Annotated in this window: 12 protein-coding genes and 1 pseudogene; 4 read left to right on the plus strand and 9 right to left on the minus strand. The window is 65.5% G+C overall.

Annotated elements, in window-relative coordinates:
* A pseudogene (locus L2A60_RS13625) lies at positions 1-105 on the plus strand (IS5/IS1182 family transposase); the annotation flags it as partial.
* An 85-nt stretch (positions 106-190) separates the two neighbouring features.
* Positions 191-2056, plus strand: a complete 1866-nt coding sequence (locus L2A60_RS13630) for an ABC-F family ATP-binding cassette domain-containing protein (protein ID WP_235704974.1) — start codon at positions 191-193, stop codon at positions 2054-2056.
* Positions 2057-2094: 38 nt separating this feature from the next.
* Here L2A60_RS13630 and L2A60_RS13635 read toward each other — a convergent pair whose 3' ends face one another.
* Complete coding sequence (locus L2A60_RS13635) at positions 2095-3306, minus strand: outer membrane beta-barrel protein (RefSeq protein ID WP_235704975.1); 1212 nt, start codon at positions 3304-3306, stop codon at positions 2095-2097.
* Between the two features lie 176 nt (positions 3307-3482).
* Positions 3483-6299 (minus strand): ATP-dependent DNA helicase, encoded by a 2817-nt coding sequence (locus L2A60_RS13640; protein WP_235704976.1) that lies wholly within the window; start codon positions 6297-6299, stop codon positions 3483-3485.
* Between the two features lie 75 nt (positions 6300-6374).
* On the opposite strand from L2A60_RS13640, the gene L2A60_RS13645 reads away from it, so the two are divergent.
* Entirely contained in the window at positions 6375-7949 is a 1575-nt protein-coding gene (locus L2A60_RS13645; protein WP_235704978.1) for a lysine--tRNA ligase, read from the plus strand.
* A gap of 10 nt (positions 7950-7959) precedes the next feature.
* On the opposite strand, the gene L2A60_RS13650 is transcribed toward L2A60_RS13645, so the two are convergent.
* Genes L2A60_RS13650 through L2A60_RS13670 form a run of 5 tightly spaced genes read right to left on the minus strand, consistent with a single transcriptional unit; the run spans position 7960 to position 13979 of the window.
* Positions 7960-9336, minus strand: a complete 1377-nt coding sequence (locus L2A60_RS13650) for an MFS transporter (protein WP_235704980.1) — start codon at positions 9334-9336, stop codon at positions 7960-7962.
* Positions 9337-9388: 52 nt separating this feature from the next.
* On the minus strand, positions 9389-10756 hold the full coding sequence (locus L2A60_RS20760; protein ID WP_235704981.1) for an MmgE/PrpD family protein: 1368 nt from the start codon (positions 10754-10756) through the stop codon (positions 9389-9391).
* Between the two features lie 36 nt (positions 10757-10792).
* Positions 10793-11644, minus strand: coding sequence for an FAS1-like dehydratase domain-containing protein (locus L2A60_RS13660; RefSeq protein WP_235704982.1), 852 nt, complete (start codon positions 11642-11644; stop codon positions 10793-10795).
* Positions 11644-12750, minus strand: a complete 1107-nt coding sequence (locus L2A60_RS13665; RefSeq protein ID WP_329603579.1) for a CaiB/BaiF CoA transferase family protein — start codon at positions 12748-12750, stop codon at positions 11644-11646. Before L2A60_RS13665 ends, L2A60_RS13660 begins: the two co-directional genes overlap by 1 nt.
* A 29-nt stretch (positions 12751-12779) precedes the next feature.
* A complete protein-coding gene (locus L2A60_RS13670; protein WP_235704984.1) occupies positions 12780-13979 on the minus strand; it encodes an acyl-CoA dehydrogenase family protein in 1200 nt (399 codons plus the stop codon).
* 95 nt (positions 13980-14074) lie between these two features.
* On the opposite strand from L2A60_RS13670, the gene L2A60_RS13675 reads away from it, so the two are divergent.
* Positions 14075-15031 carry a LysR family transcriptional regulator gene (locus tag L2A60_RS13675; RefSeq protein WP_235704985.1) on the plus strand — a complete coding sequence of 319 codons (957 nt, stop codon included), beginning with the start codon at positions 14075-14077 and terminating at the stop codon, positions 15029-15031.
* A gap of 19 nt (positions 15032-15050) precedes the next feature.
* Here L2A60_RS13675 and L2A60_RS13680 read toward each other — a convergent pair whose 3' ends face one another.
* Together L2A60_RS13680 and L2A60_RS13685 are read right to left on the minus strand one after the other, a co-directional pair.
* Positions 15051-16613, minus strand: a complete 1563-nt coding sequence (locus L2A60_RS13680; RefSeq protein WP_235704986.1) for an AsmA family protein — start codon at positions 16611-16613, stop codon at positions 15051-15053.
* Between the two features lie 15 nt (positions 16614-16628).
* Positions 16629-17180 (minus strand): AsmA family protein, encoded by a 552-nt coding sequence (locus L2A60_RS13685; protein WP_235704987.1) that lies wholly within the window; start codon positions 17178-17180, stop codon positions 16629-16631.
* Between the last annotated feature and the right edge of the window lie 249 nt (positions 17181-17429).

Here is a 17429-nt window from a genome sequence, read left to right on the forward strand (position 1 = left end):
GCCAAACTCAAGCAATTCCGCGCCATTGCAACGCGCTACGACAAAACCGCCAGAAACTTCCTCGCAGGCGTCCACCTCACCGCCACCGCTATCTGGCTTAATTGACGACACACCCTAGTGTCCTGCTCGATTCGGAAGTTCGTAGGATGCCTCGGTCAGCGCAGCCGAACTTCCGAATCGGAACACTAGCATGAGCCTGCTCCGTATCGAAAACCTGTCCTTCAGCCTCGCCGGTCGCGCATTGCTCGACCACGCTGCCCTGACCGTCGATCCGGGCCGCAAGATCGGCCTGATCGGCCGCAACGGCGCGGGCAAATCCACCCTGCTCAAGCTCATCACGGGGATTCATGCCCCCGACGGGGGCACGATCAAACTCGCCAGCCGCGCGCGGCTCGGCACCGTCGCGCAGGAAGCGCCGGCGGGCGAGGTCACTCCGATGGCGGCGGTGCTCGAAGCCGATCTCGAACGTATGGCGCTGCTTGCCGAAACAGATCACGCCGCGCCCGAACGGCTCGCGGAAATCCACGACCGGCTGATCGCGATCGACGCGGACTCCGCCGAAGCGCGCGCCGGCGCGATCCTCGCCGGGCTCGGCTTCGACGAAGCCGCGCAGAACCGGCCGATGGCCAGTTTCTCCGGCGGGTGGCGGATGCGTGTCGCCCTCGCCGCCGCCCTGTTCGCCGCACCCGATCTGCTGCTGCTCGACGAGCCGACCAATCATCTCGACCTGGAAGCCACGCTCTGGCTGGAAAACTGGCTCGCCCGGTTTCCGGGATCGGTGGTGATGGTCTCGCATGATCGCGACCTGCTCGACCGCGCGGTGGATTCGATCGCCCATCTCGATCGCGGCAAAATCACCCTCACGCCCGGCGGCTTCGCCGAATTCGTGCGCATCCGCACCGAGCGCGCCGAGCAGCAGAACCGGGAGGCCGCGCGCATCGCCGCCCAGCGCGCCCATATGCAGGCATTCGTCGATCGGTTCCGCGCCAAGGCCAGCAAGGCGCGGCAGGCGCAGTCGCGCCTCAAGGCGCTGGGCCGGATGCCGATGATCGACACTATTGTGGAGGACGCGCCGACCCGCTTTGCCTTTCCCGAACCGAAGGAACTGGCGCCGCCTTTGCTCTCGCTCGACCGGGTGACGCTTGGGTATGACGGCCGTGCGGTGCTGAACGATGTCAGCCTCCGGGTCGATATGGAGGATCGCATCGCCCTGCTCGGGGCCAACGGCAACGGCAAATCGACGCTCGCCAAGGCCCTGGCCGGGCGGCTCGCCCCGATGAGCGGCGCCGCCTTCCGCACCCGCGGCATCACCGTGGGCTATTTCGCCCAGCACCAGGAGGATGATCTGGAGCTTGGCGACACGCCGCTGCTTCATCTCGCCCGCGTGCTGCCGAACGCGACGGTGACTCAGTTGCGCGCCCAGGGTGCGCGGTTCGGGCTCGACGCGGCGCGAATCGAAACCAAAGTGAGCAAGCTCTCCGGCGGCGAGAAGGCGCGGCTGCTTCTGGCACTCGCCACGCGGGATGCCCCGCAGGTGCTCATCCTCGACGAGCCGACCAACCATCTCGATATCGACGCGCGCGAGGCGCTGGTGCGGGCGCTGACCGACTTTCCGGGTGCCGTCATTCTGGTCACCCACGACACTCATCTGATCGATCTGGTCGCCGACCGGCTGCTTCTGGTCTCGGGTGGCAGCGTGGTGGATTACGACGACGAACTCGAAGCCTATCGCCGGCTGATCACCCAGAAAAATTCCGCCCCCGCGCAGGACCGCAAAGCGGCGCCGACACGTGACGATCGCAAATCCCGAGCGGAAGCGCGCGAAGCAACGGCGCCGTTGCGCCGCACCGCGCGCGACGCGGAGAAGAAAATCAAGACGCTGGATACGGAGCGAAAGCGTCTGGAAGCGAAGCTGGCCGATGCGGCTTTCTACGCCCGCGCGAAGCCGGAGGAGATCGCGTCGCTCAACCAGCGCCTCGCGGCCATCGCGACCGAGATCGCGGCAGCGGAATCCGCGTGGCTGGAAGCCGAGTCGGCGTTGGAAGGTGCGAACTGACCGGACAGAGGTAACTCCGTCCGGTCGTCACCTTCGGATCAGAACAGAATGCCGCCTTCGAGCAGGAAGTCGGCCTGATTGCGGCTGCCGCCATCATTGCCGTAGCCGCGCGAGCCGTTGTTGCTGAACTTGGTCAGGTGCAGCAGCCCGACATCGCCACGCACGAACAGATATTTGTGCTGCCAGGTCGGCGAAATGGAAACGCCGATGCCTTGCGCGCCCGGATTGATGAACCAGTTATCCGGCCCGTTGCTCGAGAAATATTCCGCCCAGGCGCCGATCGAGTAGGGTGACTTGCCGAACTGGTAGTCGGCGAACAGGGCGGCGCCGAGATTACTCGAGTATTTGTCGAGCCCGAGCTTGTGATCAACCTTGGCATAGACATACTGCACTTCCGGCACGAGGTTCAGGTTGCCGAGCGTGTAGCTGTAATAGGCGCCGATCATCGTCGAGTTGACGAAATACGGGCCGAAATTGGCCACGGTCGACTTGTCGTAAGGAAGATTGGCCGAGCCGTAGATATTCGCGTTCAGCCCGGTGCGGCCGAGATTGGTCGCGCCGTAGACCGACAGGCTGTTATTGCTGTTGAACGTGTAGGTCACCAGCCCCTGCAGGAAGTTCCATACGCCAGTATCCCAGCCGTCGCCGAAGGTCAGCGTGCCGGAGACCGGCCCCTGCGTATAGGTCGCGGTCACGCCGCGGCTCTGCGAGTTCTCGACCGAGAAGAGGTCGGTGGTCAGCAGATTGGCGTTGTTCCAGTCGATGCCCGATTCATAGCCTTCGAGCGAGGCGATCTGGCCGGCGGAAATGCTGAAATTCGTGTTCGGTGCCAGGGTCACGTAGCCGGCATAGAGCGGGCCGGTGGAAAAGGTCTGCACCGAGGTGCGGGTCGGCGCGGCGCCGAGAACGAACGAGGTGGTGGAACCGACCTCGACGGTGAACTGCACGAGCCCGGTCGTCTTCTGCACCTGGATCAGCCCGTTGAGGAATTCCGCGCCGGTCGCCTTATCGGTGCCGAGCAGGCCGGGATTCGCCGAATTACCGGTGCCCGACAGGCCGTAGAAATAGCCGTCCGCGCCGCCGGAGAGTTCAAGCGGCCCCAGCGGTCCGCCATCGATCTTGATATTCGCCGGGCCGTTGAACGCCTGGGCCGATTGCAGCGCCAGCATCGACAGCGCCGAGCCGAAGCCAAGCGCGATCAGCCTCGAACGTTTCAGCCTCTCGCGCTTCGTAGACTTGGTAGCCTGCATAAAGCCTCCTGTTTGATCTTTTCTTGCGCAATTTGCATGGTTTTTCATCGAAATCGGCGAAAAATCATGTTGCAACGCAAAACATTGAGAACGACCGCAAGCTATATGCCAACGCATTTTGCCGCGACATGACAATGCGGCACACGCAAAGATTGATTCCGACTGTTGCTAATATGTTACATATAAGAGGCGAAAAACCCCCCGATCGCCCCGATCGTCTCCGCGAGACCGAGGCTTTGCACCGTAACCTCCGCCGGGAACGCGGCGTGCAGCCGCGAGGGCATCGCCCGGTCGAGCAGCACGAACACGCCCCGGTCCGAGTCGCGCCGGATCAGCCGGCCGAATGCCTGGCGCAGGCGCAGACGCACGATCGCATCGTCGTAGGATTTCGGATTGCCACCGGCGAGATGGGTGCGCCGCACCCGGTGCAGAATGTCCGGGCGCGGCCAGGGCGTGCGCTCGAACACCACCAGCCGCAACGCGTTACCCGGCACATCGACACCATCGCGCATCGCATCGGTGCCGAGCAGACACGCGTGCTCCTCGGCGCGGAAAATATCGACCAGCGTGGCGTTGTTCATCGCATCGACATGCTGGGCGTAGAGCGGGATATTCGCCGCCGCCAGCGCGGGCGCGATGCGGGTATGCACCGCGCGCAGCCGGGAAATCGCGGTGAACAGGCCGAGCGCGCCGCCGCCCGAGGCGATGAACAACGCGCGAAACGCGGCGGCCAGGGCGTCGATATTGTCGCGCGGCGCGTCCCGCACCACGAAAATCCGCGTCTGCGCCTCATAATCGAAGGGCGAGGCGAAGGCGGCGCGAATCGCGGGTGCGGCCAGATGCGCCGCCCCGCTGCGCGCCTCGGCGCCGCGCCAGCCGGATTCGGCGTCCCGGTCCGCGCTATCCCGAAGTGTGGCCGAGGTGATCAGCAACCCGTGCGACGGTGCGGCGACCGTCTCCGCGAAAGCCTCGGTCGGGTCGAGCAGATGCGACAGCAGCGCCGCATCGCGGCCGAGCCGGATGAACAGCACGCTGTGCGGCCGTTCGCCGGGCGCGGGCGGGGCCGCGTTCGCCGCCGCCAGCATCCGACGCCACGCGGCTACCGGGTCGATCGCCCGGCGATGCAGGCCGCGCGCCATCGCCTCGATGCGCTGGCGATCCTTTTCCTCGATCGTCGCGGCCTCCTCGTCGAGCCGGTCGAGCAGCCGCGCGCGCAGCGCCTTCAGCGGCGCCTCCAGCCGGGCGAGTGCGCGGTCCAGCACCGACGCCGCCTCGGCCAGTTCGGGTTCGGCGGGATACAGATCGACCTCGATGCCCAGCCCCGAATCTCGTTCCCGCTCGGCGGCACGGGCGCGCGCCTGGGCGGCAAGCGCGGCCAGAAACGTCTCCGCCGGCCCCGATCCCACCGCGTCGAGCTGGGCATCGCCACTCTCGGCAAGCCGGGCGAAAAACGCCGCGCCCGGCAGCACGCGGGCGGCGATCAGCGCGGCCTGCAACGGTGCGGCGAGCCGGTCATCCGCCTCGATGAGATCTTCCAGCCGTTTGGCGATGCCGCGCGCGCGCGACCGGCCGCCCTCGGCCCCGAGCAGCCAGCGCCGCAACTCCGCCATCGCGATGCCCGACAGTTCGGCGGAAAACGCGCTGTCGGCGGCGTCGAACAGATGATGCCCTTCGTCGAACACGTAGCGGGTCGGCACGTTGGAATCGTCCAGGCCGCCCCACACCGCCTGCGCCATCACCAGCGCGTGGTTGGCGATCACCAGATCGGCGTGGCGCGCACGGCGGATCACGTGCTCGATGGTGCAGCGCTTCCAGTGCGGGCAGGCGGCATGGATGCACTCGCCGCGCCGGTCGGCGATCTGCGGCAGCAGCCCGGCGCCGAACAATTCGGGAAACCAGCCCGGCAGATCGCCGCCCGCGACATCGTGATCGTTCGAGGCACGCGCCCAGCGCGCGATCAGCCCGAGTGCGATCAGATTCGGGCTCCGCCCGGCATTGACCGCTTCCTCATAGTTCAGCAGGCACAGATAATTCTCCCGCCCCTTGCGCAGCACCACCCGCGCGCGCAGCCGCGCCGGGTCGGGCTCCAGCCGGGCCAGTTCCTGCTCGATCTGGCGCTGCAAATGGCGGGTATAAGTGGAAATCCACACCGCGCCCTGGTTGCGTTCCGCCCAGAGCGAGGCGGGTGCGAGATAGCCCAGCGTCTTGCCGGTGCCGGTGCCGGCCTCGGCGAGCACGCAGTGCGGCGCATCCTGGGTGGCGCGCGGCGCGAAGGCGGCGGTCGCGGCGGAAGCATAGTCGGACTGAGATTGCCGCGCCTCGGCCCGATCGCCGAGCAATTCGGCAAGTCTTGTGCGCGCGGCGTCCGGCGGCACCGGAAAGGCCGATGGCGGTGGGCGCGGCGCCTCATCCTCCCATTCCGGCAGGATCGACCAGAGGCGCAGCGCCGCCCGATCCGGCCGCGCCGCCGCATCGTCGAGCGCCGCGGCGACCGCGCCCGCCCACGGCCAGCCCGCGCCCCCTTCGTTGCGCTTCCAGTGATCCTTCGGATCGCTGGACCCTTGCGCAACTCCGCCCATCAGCGCGGCCAGCCCGGCGGCGTTGCGGTTCATCGCGAGTTTTCGCCCCTGTGCGAGGCGCGCCAGCAGCGAAGCGGCAAGATCGGGCAGCATCGCCGCCGCGTCCTCCAGCCCGCGCGGCGGATCGATATCGAGCGCGCGGGCGAGGCCCGCCGGCGTCGGTGCCGCGTTTTGCGCCGGCATGACGAAGGCGAACAATTCGAGCAGGTCGAGCACTTGCATGGTGATGCCGAGCCGCTTCAGCGTCGCCGGGCCATGCACCACCAAGGGCGGCGGAGAGTTGCGCAGGGCGGAGCGGGCATTCTCCACCGACAGCACGCGCAATTCACCGTCGCTGCTCAGAATCGCGGCGCGCCCAGGGGCGCTGACCAGCGCCGGGGCATCGGGAAGCAGAAGTCGCGGCGCGGAGTCCATGACTGATGTATAGCGGAGAGGCCCCATGCGCCAAACCGGTTTGACCGCGATGCGTCCCGACCTTACAGCCGGGCCATGATCGAAACCACATCTCCCGTCCCGACCAGCTGGCCGTTCCGTGAAGCGGAGCGCGTTGCCCAACGCCTCGCGCGCACCGGAAAAACCGCCGCTTTGTTCGAGACTGGCTACGGGCCGTCCGGCCTGCCGCATATCGGCACCTTCATGGAGGTCGCCCGCACTTCGTGGATCAGGCACGCCTTCACAGCGCTCACCGGATTGCCCTCGAAACTGCTCGCCTTTTCCGACGACATGGACGCGCTGCGGAAGGTGCCGGGCAATGTGCCGAACCAGGACATGCTGCGCGGCTTCATCGGCCAGCCGCTGACCCGCGTGCCCGACCCGTTCGGCACCCATCCGAGCTTCGGCGCGCACAACAATGCGCGGCTGCGCGCCTTTCTCGATTCCTTCGGGTTCGACTACGAATTCGCCTCCTCGACCGAGTATTACGGCTCGGGCCGGTTCAACGCCGCGCTGCGCGCGGTGGCGGCGCGGCACGATGCGATCCGCGCGATCATTCTGCCCACGCTCGGGCCGGAGCGGCGCGCGACCTATTCGCCGTTCCTGCCGCTGCACCCTAGGACCGGGATGGTCATGCAGGTCGCGATCGAGGCGGTGGATGTCGATGCCGGCACGGTGACCTGGCGCGATCCCGACTCCGGCACCGGCTACGAAACCTCGATCTACGACGGCGCCGCCAAGCTGCAATGGAAGGCGGATTGGGCGATGCGCTGGTTCGCGCTCGGCGTCGATTACGAAATGTCGGGCAAGGATCTGATCGATTCGGTGCGCCTGTCGAGCGCGATCGTCCGCGCCCTCGACGCCGAGCCGCCGGAAACCTTCACCTACGAGCTGTTTCTCGACCAGAACGGCCAGAAGATCAGCAAGTCGAAGGGCAACGGGCTCTCGGTCGAGCAATGGTTGAGCTACGCGCCGCCGGAAAGCCTTGGCCAGTTCATGTTCGGCTCGCCGCAGCGGGCCAAGCGGCTCTATTTCGACGTGATTCCCCGTGCGACCGACGAGTATATCGCCAATGTCGAAAAAGCAGCACAGGAAGCCGATCCACGCGACAATCCAGCCTGGCATATCCATGCGGGCGACATCCCGCAAGCGGCGCCGAGCCCGGTGCCGTTCGGCATGCTGCTCAACCTCGCCACCGTGGTGAACGCTGAAACCCCCGACATGCTCTGGGGCTTCATCCATGCCTACAAACCCGACGCGACGCCGCGAACATCGCCGTTTCTCGCGCGGCTGGTCGATTACGCGGTGCGCTACTACCAGGATTTCATCAAGCCGGCGAAGCGCTATCGCGCGCCCAGCGAAACCGAACGCGCGGCCCTCGAAGACCTCGAGGCGTCCCTGCGCGTGCTGCCGGAGGATGCCGATGCCGATACGCTGCAGACCCTGCTGTATGATGTCGGCAAGCGGCACGATTTCGCCGCCCTGCGCGACTGGTTTTCCTGCCTGTATCAGGTGCTGCTCGGCCAGAGCGAAGGTCCGCGCTTCGGCCCGTTCATCGCGCTGTACGGCGTAGCGCCGACGGTCGCGCTGATCGAGCAGGCGCTCAGCCGGGAAGCGGCCGAGCCCGCCTGAGCGGCCGCCGTCATTCCCTGCTGACCACTTCGAGGGATTTGCGGGTCGCGTTGATGGTGAAAGGCAGGATCGTCGCGGTGATCAGGCCGGTCGCCGCCATGAACAGGAACACCGTGGTGAAGCCGGACGAAATTCCGCCCCAGGAATAGACGGCGAGCGCCATGATCGGGCCGGCCGCGCCGCCGAGATGCCCGGCGCCATCGGTCAGCGACACGCCGGTCGCCCGCGCGCGGGTCGGGAAGCTTTCCGCCGTCAGCGCATACATCAGCGGCAGAAAAAAGCCGAGCGAACCGGCCAGCAGAAACACCGCGACATAGATGAGCAAAGGCGAACCGGCGATTCCGATCGCCACGAAACAGGCCGTCCAGAGCAGCATCCCGGCGAAAATCGTGTGCTTGCGCTCGAACGCATCGCCCAAAGCGGTCGCTAGCAGGGAACCCACCGGATAGCCGACCGAACTCGCCAGCATGAACAGGATGCTGTGGGTCAGCGTGTAGCCGCGCGCGACGAAAAAGGTCGGTCCCAGGCCGAGCCACGTATAGGTTCCGATATACCAGATGAACCAGAGCACGAACAGCAGAACGACCCGGCCGGCGAACGGCGCGCGAAACAGCGCGGCGGTGGGAAAGCCCTGCGAATGCACTTCCGCCGCGACCTCGATCGGTAGGGGCAGATCGCCGCCGATGCGCAGCCGGGCGCGCGCTTCCGCGGCGTCGATCACCGATGCGGCCTCCGCCATCCGGCGCTTGCTCAGCAGCCAGCGCGGCGATTCCGGCAGCCACGGAAACGCGAACAGCGTGAGTCCGCCAAGTGCTCCGAGACAGAACATCGCGCGCCAGCCCCAGGCGAAATTCGGCACCAATGCGAGGGCGACGATCGGCACGACGCCCTGGCCGAGCATGGCGAACACATTGGCGAGGCCGGTATAGCGGCCGCGTACGGCGGCGGGCGCCATCTCGCCGATATACGCGGAAATCACCGCGATTTCCGCGCCGATGCCCATGCCGGTGACGAACCGCCCCACCACCATCGAGGTCAGGCCCATCGCGAAGGTGGTGCCGATGCAGCCGATGGTGAACAGCAAGGTCGCGGTCATGATGCCGCCTTTCCGGCCGATCGCATCGGCGAGGTTGCTGTTCAGCCAGGAGCCGACAACATAGCCGACCAGGCTCGCGGTGATCGGAATCGCCTGCTGTTCGGCGGTGAAATGCAGAACCTTGCTGAACACCGGCAGGCCGAATGCGACATTGGTGATGTCGAAAAACGCGATCAGGTAGCCGATGCCGACCACCCAGAGAACCGCGCTGGAATGCGGCCAGAGCGGTAGCCGGTCGAGGCGGGCGATCAGTTCGCGTTCCGCGTTCTGGTCGTAGCTGTCCTGTTTCATGGCGTTTCGTCCTTTGTCCTGAATTGATGACATTTAGTTATTATACAGAACGTCACGCGCCCTCGCGCAGAATTGCCGCTGCGTCCGCCAGCCGGTCCAGGTGCAGGATCGCGTCGGCAAGCTTGTTGGCTTGTGGTTTGCCCAGCACCGCATCCGCGAGGCTCGAGAATTTGCCGCGCAGTTCCGCTTCGGTCGGGAAGGTCTCCGGTTCGCCCTTCGGTGTGACGATTTTCCGGCTGAATACATCGCCGCGAACCCGGACCGTCAGCCTGCCGGACATGTTGGCGGGGAATTCGGCTTCGATGTCCGGGTCGTTCTCGTAGGCAATCCGTTGCATCAGCGCGCGGATCGTCGGATCGTCGAGCAGCTTGTAGCTGTCCCACGCCATCCCGCCAGTCGCGAGGGCTACGGCGATGACGAAGGGGCCGCTGAATTGCGCATCGACGATGTTGCGCGGATCGGCCTTCTTGTCGGCGGGCGCGCCGATCAGCAACATGCCCGCGCGCGACAGGCCGAGCGTCACCTGCTCTATGTTATAAATATCGACATTGCATTCGGCGCGCAGCGCCAGCGCCGCGTCGATGCCGGCATGGCCCCAGCGGCAGGACGGATAGGGTTTTACCCCCGTGCGCATCAATTCCCAGACCATGCCGAGATCGCGCACGGCGCGCGCGGGCTCCGGCGCGGGCGCATAGGCGTTCAGGAAGCCGTGCCTGCCCTCGATCGGATCGGCGGCGCCGCGAAATCCCTCGCGCGCGAGCGTGGCCGCGGCGAAGCCCGCCATGCCGGCCCAGCCGACCTGAAACCGCTTGGTCCAGGCGCCGTTCGCCAGAAACTGCAAACTGCCGGCGCTCTGGCTGAGCGCGATGCCGAAGGCCGATTCCGTCGCGGCGGCATCGAGGCCGAAGACGCGCGCGGTGGCGGCGGCGGCACCGAACGCGCCGCAGGTCGCGGAGGGGTGAAAGCCGCGATCGTAATGCGCGCCGGCGGGCAAAGCGAGGGCGAGGCGCAAGGCGATTTCGTATCCCGCGACGATGGCGGCAAGGGTGTCTTCCCCCGAAGCGCTCACCAGCTCGGCGGCCGCGAGGGCGGCGGGAATCACCGGCGCGCCGGGATGCACGATGGCGGCGGCATGGGTATCGTCGAAGTCGAGCGAGTGCGCGAGAGTCGCATTGATCAGAACCGCGCCGGCCGGCGCATAGGTTGCGGGATCGGCGAACACGCGGGCATCGCCGTTCGCCAGACCCATCACGCGCACGGCGGCAAGCAGGGACGGCGTGCTTTCGGCGTCGTGCCGCGCGCGCACGACATTGCCGATCAGATCCAGCACGAGAAGCCGGGTACGCGCGATCACGTCAGGCGAAAGATCCCGGCAGCGCAAGGATGCGGTGAAACCGGAAAGCTGTTTTGTTATGGTCACGGCGTCATTCCCCCGGCGGTGCGATGTCTGATCTGCTCACCATGTAGCTTGCGCCTCCATGGTGCGAATGCCGTCCGCCGTTTCGATCCAGAGGGCGAGACCCGTCTCGTTGCGTCGCGCGCAAAGCGCGAACGGGGTAAAATCGAACAAGGGGCTCACGCCGCGAAAGGTGAAACCGGCGGGGGCGCGTCCTTCGGTCGCGGCGGCGAACTCGATCAGCAGGGTCGCCTGCAAAGGGCCGTGAACGATCAGGCCGGGATAGTTTTCGACCTCGGTGACATAGCTCCGATCGAAATGGATGCGATGACCGTTGAAGGTCAGTGCGGAATAGCGGAACAGCAGGACCGGATCGGCCCGCATCTCGCGGCGGAATTCGGCCCGCGGCAGTGCGGCGGGAGCGGGCGGTTTGGCACTACCGTCCTCCAGCGCGCGATAGACGATGTCCTGACGCTCGGCGATCGCGATACCGCGCGCGGTCGCGATTTCATGATCGACCGCGACGAAGCACAGCGTGCCGCTGCGCCCCCGCTTCACGCTGACATCGGCGATGCGCGACCGCCGCTCTACCGCGTCGTCGACGCGCAGCCGGTCGTGAAACCGCAAGGCACCGCCTGCCCACATGCGGCGCGGCAACGGCACCGGCGGCAGGAAACCGCCACGCGCCGGGTGGCCGTCCGGCCCGAGCGCCGAACCCGGTGCGGCCGGCGGCGCGAGGCACCAATGGATCGCGAGCGGTGCCTTCGCGCCGTCCTCCGGCACCGCCGCATCCTGATCCAGCGTCGCCTGCAATTCCCGCACCAGTCTTGGCGTTAGCATGTCGCGCACGGTCTCGCGGCGGCCGATCCAGCCGCGCAGCGCACCGACATCCAGTTCGGTTGCTTCGGTCATCATACCCCTCCGGCGAATTCCGCCAACACGGCATCGGTATGATCGCCGAGCGCCGGCACCGCACCGTAATGCGGTGTGCTGCCCTGCAAAACCGGTGCCGGAGCGGGAAAGGAAACCTCTCCGGCTTCGGTCTCCACCATGATCCGGCGCAGATGCGGATGACGCGACAGCGCCGCCATGTCGTTCACCTCGGCGAAGGCGATATCGGCATCGTTCAGAAGCTTGATCAAATCGTCGGCCCGGAGCGATGCGAAGGCCCGCCCCACCGCGCCGTCGGTTTCGGCACGGTTCTTCACCCGCGCCACGTTGCGGCAAAAGCGCGGATCGCTCGCCATCGCGGCGTCGCCGAGAACATCGGCGCAGAAGACCCGCCATTCCCGCTCGCTCTGGATCGAAATCAGGATGCCGCGCCCATCCTGTGTCGCGAACACGCCATAGGGCGCGATCGAGGGATGCGCGAGACCGACCCGCTTGGGCGGCTTGCCGGCTTCGGCGTTGAGCAGCGGCACGGTGAGCCAGTCGGCCATCACGTCGAACATCGAGACGCGGATATCGGCGCCCTTGCCGGTGTGGCTGCGCGCGATCAGCGCTTCCAGGATCGCGGCATGAGCGGTCGCGCCGGTCGCGATATCCACCACCGAAATACCGGCGCGCGCCGGCTCGCCCGGTCCGCCGGTGATCGAGGCGAGGCCGGATTCCGCCTGCACCAGAAGATCATAGGCCTTGCGCGCGGCGAGCGGCCCGCTATCGCCATAGCCGGTGATCGAGCAGCAGATCAGCGCCGGAAAATCCTGCCGCAGCCGCTCGATTTTCAGGCCGAGCCGTTCCATCGCGCCGGGCTTGAGATTCTGCACCAGGATGTCGGCGCGCGCGATGATCGCTTCAAGCTGCGCGCGCGCGCGGGCCTTGCTGAGATCGAGAACGACCGACCGCTTGCCCCGGTTCAGCCAGACGAAATAGGAACTGCCGGCCGGCGTCGCATCGTCGTAGAACCGGGCGAAATCGCCCTCGGGGCGCTCGATCTTGATCACCCGCGCACCGGCATCGGCGAGCCGCGCGGTGCAGAACGGCGCCGCGACCGCCTGCTCGACAGCGACGACGACCAAGCCTTCTAACGGACTGTTTCCGGCCGCCATCAATAGGATCGCGGCAGGCCGAGCACGTGCTCGGCGAGGTAGCTGAGAATGAGGTTGGTGGAGATCGGCGCCACCTGATACAGGCGGGTCTCGCGAAACTTGCGCTCCACGTCGTATTCCTCGGCGAAAGCGAAACCGCCATGGGTCTGCACGCAGGCTTCGGCGGCCTCCCACGAAGCTTCGGCGGCGAGCAGTTTCGCCATGTTCGCTTCCGCGCCGCAATCGCGCCCGGCCTTGAACAGAGCGGCGGCGCGGCTCACCATCAGTTCTGCGGCGCGCATCCGCGCATAGGATTTCGCGATCGGGAACTGGATGCCCTGGTTCTGGCCGATCCTGCGCCCGAACACCACCCGCTCGTTCGCGTAATTGGTGGATTTTTCGATGAACCATTTGGCATCGCCGATGCATTCGGCGGCGATCAGGATGCGCTCGGCATTCATCCCCGACAGAACGTAGCGAAAGCCGCGCCCCTCCTCGCCGACCAGCGCATCCGCCGGGATGCGCATATTGTCGAAGAACACCTCGGTCGTCGCGTGGTTCATCATGGTGCGGATCGGCCTGATCGTCAGGCTGTCGCCCTTCACCGCGCGCATATCGACCAGAAACACCGAGAGCCCGTCGGTGCGTTTGGCAACCTGGTCGCGCGGCGTGGTGCGCGCGAGCAGCAGCATCAGGTCGGAATGTTCGGCACGCGAGGTCCAGATTTTCTGGCCGTTGACGATGTAGTGGTCGCCCTCCCGCCGCGCGGTGGTGCTCAGCGCGGTGGTATCGGTGCCGCTGGTCGGCTCGGTGACGCCGAAGGCCTGAAGCCGCAACGCGCCGATGGCGATTTGCGGCAGATAGAGCCGCTTCTGCGCCTCGCTGCCGTGCCGGAGCAGAGCGCCCATGATATACATCTGCGCATGGCAGGCAGCACCGTTGCAGCCGGCGTGCTGGATTTCCTCCAGAATCGCGGCGGCGGCGGACAAGGGTAGGCCCGATCCGCCATATTCCTCCGGGATCAGCGCGGCGAGCCAGCCGCCTGCGGCGAGCGCGTTGACGAAATCGGTCGGGTAGGCGCCCTCGCGGTCGAGATCGCGCCAGTAGGGACCGGGAAAATCGGCGCACAGCTTGCGCACCTCGTCGCGGATCGCCGCGTGCGGGTCATGATCGATCGTCTGGTCCAATTGAATCTCCTTCTCGGCCTGCGCGTAGCTCATGCCGGCGCCGGTTCTGGTCGCTTCCAGGCCAGATGAAAAATAGATATTTTTTCTAGGATGTATATGATAATCATCTAGCTCACGGGAATCGCGGCATGGACATCCGCCAGTTGCGCTATTTCATCGGCATCGTCGAAGCCGGCTCGGTGTCGCGCGCGGCACGGCTTCTCCATGTCGCGCAGCCGGCGCTGAGCCAGCACGTGCTCGCGATCGAGGCCGATCTCGGCGTGACTCTCCTGCATCGCACTGCGCGCGGCGTGATCCCGACCGAGGCCGGTCTGCGTCTGCTCGACCATGCGCGGGCCATCTGCGCCCAAGTCGCTTCCCTGCCGGATCAGGTGCGCGGCGGTGCCGCGATTCCCAGCGGCGAGGTGCGTTTCGGCATGCCGGGGACGATCAGCGAGCAGCTCGGCGTGAAGCTGATCGAAGCGGCGGCGCACCGCTACCCGAAGGTGCGGATCAGGATCGTCGAGGCGATGAGCGGCTACGTGCTGAACTGGCTGCGTGATGGTTCGGTGGATCTCGCGATGCTCTACAATGTCGAGGACGAAAAAGGCCTGACCCTGCATCACGCGCTCACCGAGGACATCCAGTTTTTCGGCATTCCCACGATGAAGAAGCTGCCGCGCGGCGAGAGCATCGGCCTCGGTGCGGCGCTGAACCTGAAACTGATCGTGCCCGGTCCGGCCCACGGCCTGCGCAACCTGATCGACCGGGCGGCCAAATCGATCCACAAAACCCTCGACCCCGCGATCGAAATCGACTCCTACCGTCAGATCAAGCAGCTCGCGGCACGCGGCGCGGGTTTCGGCATGTTGCCGACCATGGCGATCGAGCAGGAATTGCGTAGCGGGACGTTCCGATCCTGGCGGGTGGAACGCCCGGCGCTGATGCGCCGGATTCATCTCGGCTATCAGGCCGGCAAGCCGCTTTCCACCGCGAGCCGCGCGGTCGGCCAACTCGCCTGGACCAGTCTTGAGGCGCTGGTGCGCAATGGCGGCTGGCGCGCCACATGGAATGACGCCGAAGTCCTCCAGCTTTACAACGGATGAGTAGAGCGTTTCCACCGTATCAAGGACGCTGGTGCTGCACCTTTTTCAGCTCTTGTCGGTTGAGGGCGCTGGTCGTGAGATTGCCGTGGGGCGCGGGCGGCCTCGCCGCGACTTTGCGGACCGGAGCCGCATGAGCCACGGGCCGCACCGATTGCCCAGGTTTGTCATCGCGATCCTGGGTCTCCGCTTCGGTGACCAAATCCTGGCACGCATGCGGATCCTTCACGCCGAGCTGGATCGTCGGAAGCAGTGCCAACGGGGCCGCGATCACGCCCAGGACCGCAACCGCGATGCCGCGTTCGACTAACGGCTTTTTCGCCGGACCGATGCTGGGTTTTTTCATCGTGCTGGTGATGTCGATCGGCGCCGGCAGCGAGCCGATGCTGAAATGCTTCGGCTTTGACTGGATACGGTAATCGATCCTCTCGTTTTTGAGGTTGACGGTACCCTCGCCGCGCACGACCGCGGTGCCGGTGTCGAGCAACAGCGTTCGGGTATCGAAGATGCCGCGATCCAGCGCGAAATCACCGACGAAGCAACGAATATCAGTCTGTTCCGGCAGGCCAAGGGCCGCGATGAGTGCGTTGCCAAATTCCAGGCCGGAGAGTGACACCAGCAGGGCGCTGAGATTGCCGCCGGTCATGTACAAAACTAGTCCGCCATTGCCGTTACCAGCCCAACTAGCGATCGAATTTCCGGTGGCGTTCAACGTGGCCTTGCCTTGCAACAATCCGGCGCCGCGGAACATATGCGTCGCCGCCATCAGCTTGGACACATTCACATTGGCAAAGCTGACATTCGCGACGGCGTGAATCAGCTTGTTCGAAACCGGCGTCAGGGCGATCGTACCGATGATCCGGCCGGTACCGACGCCGAAACTGATGGGATGCAGGTGGATTGTGCCGTTCACGATATCCATGGTCACGGCAAGGTCATCGAGCGGCATCGACTTGCCTTCGATACTGTCCGCCTTGTAGTGCAAATAGATGTTCGCGGCATTCAACTTGGGAAGGTTGAACGGCTTGTCCGGCAGGAGGTTGGGGCTGCGCGCCTCCGATGCGGCGATTTTTGCCCGCTGCGCTGCGGTCGCCCCCGCTTCATGCTCGCCGCCAGCCTTGGTGCCGATGAATCCGCCCAGATCGACCAGATCGACCCGCCTGGACATCAGATTCATCCGCACCGTGGGTTTCGACGTGCCGTTGGTGAGGATGGCGCCCGGCTTTTCGGCAATCGTGCCGCTCAGATCGCTGTTGCCGACCAGACCGTGGAAATTGGTGAATTCGATGCTCTGATGGGCATAGGCGAGACGCCCGGTCACCCGGTATTTCGGCGTGGCGGGCATGGGAATGCCGGTCAGCGGATACAAATCCGCCATGTTGTCGCCAGCCAGCGTCAACAGCACGTTGGCCCCTTTGAAGCTCAACGGGTCCTGCACCGTGCCGATCAGCGAAACATGCGTCGCACCGTTCGCCAGGGAAAGGTCGAGCGGGTAGCGTTGTGCCGTGTTGCGCAGGGGGAGCAGGGTTCCCGCGATCATCGTGCCGGTAACCGGCTGGTTGTTGTAAGTTCCCTTGGCTTGCACCGCGATCTCGTGCGCCTAGCGATGTTTGGCGACGATGCCGGTGGCCGCCCGCGTGTCGATGACCAGACGCAGATTGGCTTTCAGTTTGGGATCGACGACATGAGCAAGCCCGCTTTCAATGGTCAGCGTGCCGATTTCCGGCGGCGGCTTCGGCTTGCCGGGCTTTGAGGGCTTTGCCGCCTTGAATGTGTAGTTGTCGACCTGTGCAGGCGTTGCGACGGCGTTGATCACGGGATGGTTCAAATCGATCAGCGGCACGACGGTTCGGTTGTGAAATAGATAATCAATGATGTTGAACCGAATGGTGAGCTGACGGATTTTGGCGAACGGCTGGGTTGCCGGAAATCCCTTTGGGTTGTCGATCTGGACATTCCCGGCCCGCACCGTGACGACCCGCCCCAACCGGACATGCAAATGCGACATGGTCACTTTGCGGCCGAGCGCCGCGGACGCGCGGGAATCGACCATCGGGATAAACCAGTTCCAGCTCCAGAAAATCGCCAGCAGCACGATCAGCAGAACCGGGATGCCGATTCCGGCCACCCAGCATTTTGCGCGCATGGTCATATCACTGAACCGCGGGTAGGCGGCGTGGCGCGCACCACCCGGATAGCAGATTATCGGGTATGAAACTGGCAGCGCCCACGACCAGCGATGTCACGATCAGGTGGGTCTCGCCGCCGAATTCGCCTGACTTGCTTTTGGCGAAGCTTTCGATAAGCAAAATGCTCTCCATTGCCACATCACACGGCGGCACATGATTGGCATCTTATGTCTAAGTGGCGTGACGGAAACCGTTCCGCAATGCTCAAAAAA

The organism is Acidiphilium iwatense, from assembly GCF_021556475.1.
GTDB lineage: Bacteria > Pseudomonadota > Alphaproteobacteria > Acetobacterales > Acetobacteraceae > Acidiphilium > Acidiphilium iwatense.

Coding starts and splice junctions, on each gene's coding strand:
- L2A60_RS13630 (WP_235704974.1), top strand. CDS start 191: ATGAGCCTGCTCCGTATCGAAAACCTGTCCTTCAGCCTCGCCGGTCGC.
- L2A60_RS13635 (WP_235704975.1), bottom strand. CDS start 3,306: ATGCAGGCTACCAAGTCTACGAAGCGCGAGAGGCTGAAACGTTCGAGG.
- L2A60_RS13640 (WP_235704976.1), bottom strand. CDS start 6,299: ATGGACTCCGCGCCGCGACTTCTGCTTCCCGATGCCCCGGCGCTGGTC.
- L2A60_RS13645 (WP_235704978.1), top strand. CDS start 6,375: ATGATCGAAACCACATCTCCCGTCCCGACCAGCTGGCCGTTCCGTGAA.
- L2A60_RS13650 (WP_235704980.1), bottom strand. CDS start 9,336: ATGAAACAGGACAGCTACGACCAGAACGCGGAACGCGAACTGATCGCC.
- L2A60_RS13660 (WP_235704982.1), bottom strand. CDS start 11,644: ATGACCGAAGCAACCGAACTGGATGTCGGTGCGCTGCGCGGCTGGATC.
- L2A60_RS13670 (WP_235704984.1), bottom strand. CDS start 13,979: ATGAGCTACGCGCAGGCCGAGAAGGAGATTCAATTGGACCAGACGATC.
- L2A60_RS13675 (WP_235704985.1), top strand. CDS start 14,075: ATGGACATCCGCCAGTTGCGCTATTTCATCGGCATCGTCGAAGCCGGC.
- L2A60_RS13685 (WP_235704987.1), bottom strand. CDS start 17,180: ATGACCATGCGCGCAAAATGCTGGGTGGCCGGAATCGGCATCCCGGTT.